3 protein-coding genes and 1 pseudogene are annotated in these 2,941 nt (G+C 70.8%); 3 read left to right on the plus strand and 1 reads right to left on the minus strand.

Annotation, left to right across the window (positions count from 1 at the left end):
- The 3 genes from CCN39_RS48000 to CCN39_RS48010 form a co-directional block, all read left to right on the plus strand.
- Nucleotides 1-1,187, plus strand: a 1,187-nt coding sequence (locus CCN39_RS48000) for a GntT/GntP/DsdX family permease (protein WP_086853861.1), incomplete at its 5' end; no start/stop codon positions are given.
- Nucleotides 1,188-1,282: 95 nt separating this feature from the next.
- The gene (locus tag CCN39_RS48005) at nucleotides 1,283-1,606 is read left to right on the plus strand and encodes an ArsR/SmtB family transcription factor (RefSeq protein WP_086853863.1); all 324 of its coding nucleotides are present in this window, start codon (nucleotides 1,283-1,285) and stop codon (nucleotides 1,604-1,606) included.
- Complete coding sequence (locus tag CCN39_RS48010) at nucleotides 1,603-2,106, plus strand: SRPBCC domain-containing protein (protein ID WP_086853864.1); 504 nt, start codon at nucleotides 1,603-1,605, stop codon at nucleotides 2,104-2,106. Before CCN39_RS48005 ends, CCN39_RS48010 begins: the two co-directional genes overlap by 4 nt.
- Before the next feature lie 54 nt (nucleotides 2,107-2,160).
- Here the strand turns inward: CCN39_RS48010 and CCN39_RS48015 are convergent.
- Nucleotides 2,161-2,835, minus strand: a pseudogene (locus CCN39_RS48015) (BadF/BadG/BcrA/BcrD ATPase family protein); the annotation flags it as partial.
- Between the last annotated feature and the right edge of the window lie 106 nt (nucleotides 2,836-2,941).

The following is a 2,941-nucleotide window of genomic DNA, read 5'->3' on the forward strand; positions in this document are numbered from 1 at the left end:
TCAAGAGCTTCACGACCGGCGTCGGCAGCACGGTCGCGTCCGTCGGCATCCTGATCGCCCTCGGCGCGATGCTCGGCAAGCTGCTGGCCGACTCCGGCGGCGCCGACCAGATCGTCGACACCGTGCTCGGCAAGGCCCGCGACAAGAGCCTGCCGTGGGCGATGGCGCTCGTCGCCGCGCTGATCGGGCTGCCGATGTTCTTCGAGATCGGCCTGGTCATGCTGATCCCGGTGGTGCTGCTGGCGGTCAAGCGCACCGGGAAGCCGTTGATGCTGCTGGGGATTCCCGCCGTCGCCGGGCTTTCCGTGCTGCACGGGCTCGTCCCGCCGCACCCCGGCCCGCTCGCCGCGGCGGGCGCGCTCAACGCCAACGTGGGCGTCACGCTGGCGTTCGGCCTGCTCGTCGGCATCCCGACACTGGTCGTCGCGGGGCCGCTGTTCGCCAAGGTCGCGGCCAAGCTGGTCCCGGACGCCGTGGCGCCCGAGCGGCTGATCCCGGAACGCGCCGACACGGACAAGCCGCGCCCGAGCTTCGCCGCGACGCTCACGACGGTGCTGCTGCCGGTCGTGCTGATGCTGGCGAAAGCGCTGTCGGACATCCTGCTGGCCAAGGACAACCAGGCGCGGAAGATCTTCGACTTCGTCGGCGACCCGCTGATCGCGCTGCTCGCGGCGGTGCTGGTCGGCATGGTGCTGCTCGGCCGCCCGGCCGGGCTCGGCCGCGACAAGCTGTCCACTGTGGTCGGTGACTCGCTCGGCCCGATCGCCGGCATCATCCTGATCGTCGGCGCGGGCGGCGGGTTCAAGCAGACCCTGGTCGACGCCGGCGTCGGCGACGTCATCACCGGCCTGGCCAAGGACGCGAACCTGTCGCCGCTGCTGCTCGGCTGGCTGGTCGCGGTGGCGATCCGCCTGGCGACCGGCTCGGCCACGGTCGCGACCGTCTCCGCGGCGGGCATCGTGGCGCCGCTGGCGGCGACCATGGACCCGTCGCAGAGCGCCCTGCTGGTGCTGGCCATCGGCGCCGGGTCGCTGTTCTTCTCGCACGTCAACGACGCCGGGTTCTGGCTGGTCAAGGAGTACTTCGGGCTCTCGGTCGGCCAGACGCTGAAGAGCTGGTCGGTGATGGAGACGCTGATCTCGGTGGTCGCCATCGCGCTGATCCTGCCGCTCTCGCTGATCGTCTAGGCACCGCACGAACGAGGAGGCCGTCACCCCAGCCGGGGTGATGGCCTTTTCGCGTCCGTTGACATGTGACCTTTTGGTCACCTATTCTCGCTGACGTGCCCGACGACGACCTGGTGTTCAAGGCGCTGGCGGATCCGACCCGCCGGTTCCTGCTCGACCTGCTCTTCGAGCGTGACGGCCGCACGCTCACCGAGCTGGAGACCCAGGTGGAGATGACCCGCTTCGGCGTCATGAAGCACCTGAAGCTCCTGGAAGAGGCCGGGCTCGTCGTCGCCAGGAGGGAAGGCCGCGAGAAACGGCACTTCCTCAACCCCGTCCCGATCCGCCAGATCCACGACCGGTGGATCGACAAGTACACCGAGCGCCAGGTCACCGCGCTCCTCGATCTCAAGAACGAGCTGGAAGGCGAAGAACCATGACGAACACCGTGCAGGTCCACCGCGTCTACATCAAGGCCACCCCGGAACGCATCTGGGACGCCATCACCAAGCCCGAGTGGACCGAGAAGTACGGCTACACCGGGCTCGCCGACTACGACCTCAAGGTCGGCGGCAAGCACCGCACCCGGCCCACGCAGGGCTTCATCGACGCCGGGTTCACCAGCGACCTCGTCGACGGCGAAGTCCTCGAAGTCGACCCGCCGCGCAAGCTCGTCATCACCTGGAAGCTGCTGATGAGCCCCGAGGTCGCCGACGAGCCCTACACGACGCTCACCTACGACATCGAGGAAACGAAAACCGCGGGGACCAGACTCACGATCACCCACGACGTCACCGGTGCGCCGAACACCGCCGCGCTGGTCAGCGGGCAGATGGAGGACGTCGACGCCGGCCCCGGCGAGAACGCCGGTGGCGGCTGGAGCTGGGTCCTCTCGGACCTCAAGTCGCTGCTGGAGACCGGCGAGATCCTGGTGCCGTAGGAGGTCTGGCGGAGCCGGTCCCGCGCCGCTTCGGGACCGGCTCCGCCAGGGTCTTCAGACGCGCTGGGTCGCGGCCTTCAGGGCCGCCTTCGCCGCTTCCGGCGCACCCAGCGTGTCGAGTCCGAACAACGCCGCCCCCACGACGGGGTTCACGTCGACGACGCGGACCACCGCGCGCGGCGCCACCTTCAGGCACCGCTTCTCGATCTCCGCGATCACCGGCGCGCCGACACCGGTCAGGACACCGCCGCCGAGGACGATCTCCGGGGCGTCCTCGGTCAGGTCCAGCTCGCGGAGGATCACCGCCGCGAACACGCTGACCTCCTCGACGAACCGCGTCACGATGTCCTGCGCGACCTCGTCGCCCGCCGCCGCGACTTCGAACAGCAGCGGGCACAGGCCGTGGATCGACGCCGGGTCGAGCTCCTCGAAGTGCAGGCCCTGCACGACGTCCAGCAGGGTCGGCTTCCCGAAGTAGGCCGCGACCACCGGCATCAGGGCCGTCCGCGGGCCGCGGCCGTCCTCGGCGCGCACGGCCCACCACAGGGCTTCCTCGCCGAGCCGGTAGCCGCCGCCCCAGTCGCCGGAGATCTTGCCCAGCGCCGGAAAGCGGTGCACGCGGCCGTCCGGGCCGACGCCGGCGCCGTTGATCCCGGCGCCGCAGACGACCGCGACCCCCACCCCCGCGCTACCCGCCCGGAGCAGCGCGAGGGTGGGGGTCGCGGTCGTCTGCGGCGCCGGGATCAACGGCGCCGGCGTCGGCCCGGACGGCCGCGGGCACCGCTTTCCGGCGCTGGGCAAGATCTCCGGCGACTGGGGCGGCGGCTACCGGCTC

The sequence above is a fragment of the Amycolatopsis kentuckyensis genome (genome assembly GCF_002155975.1).
GTDB lineage: Bacteria > Actinomycetota > Actinomycetes > Mycobacteriales > Pseudonocardiaceae > Amycolatopsis > Amycolatopsis kentuckyensis.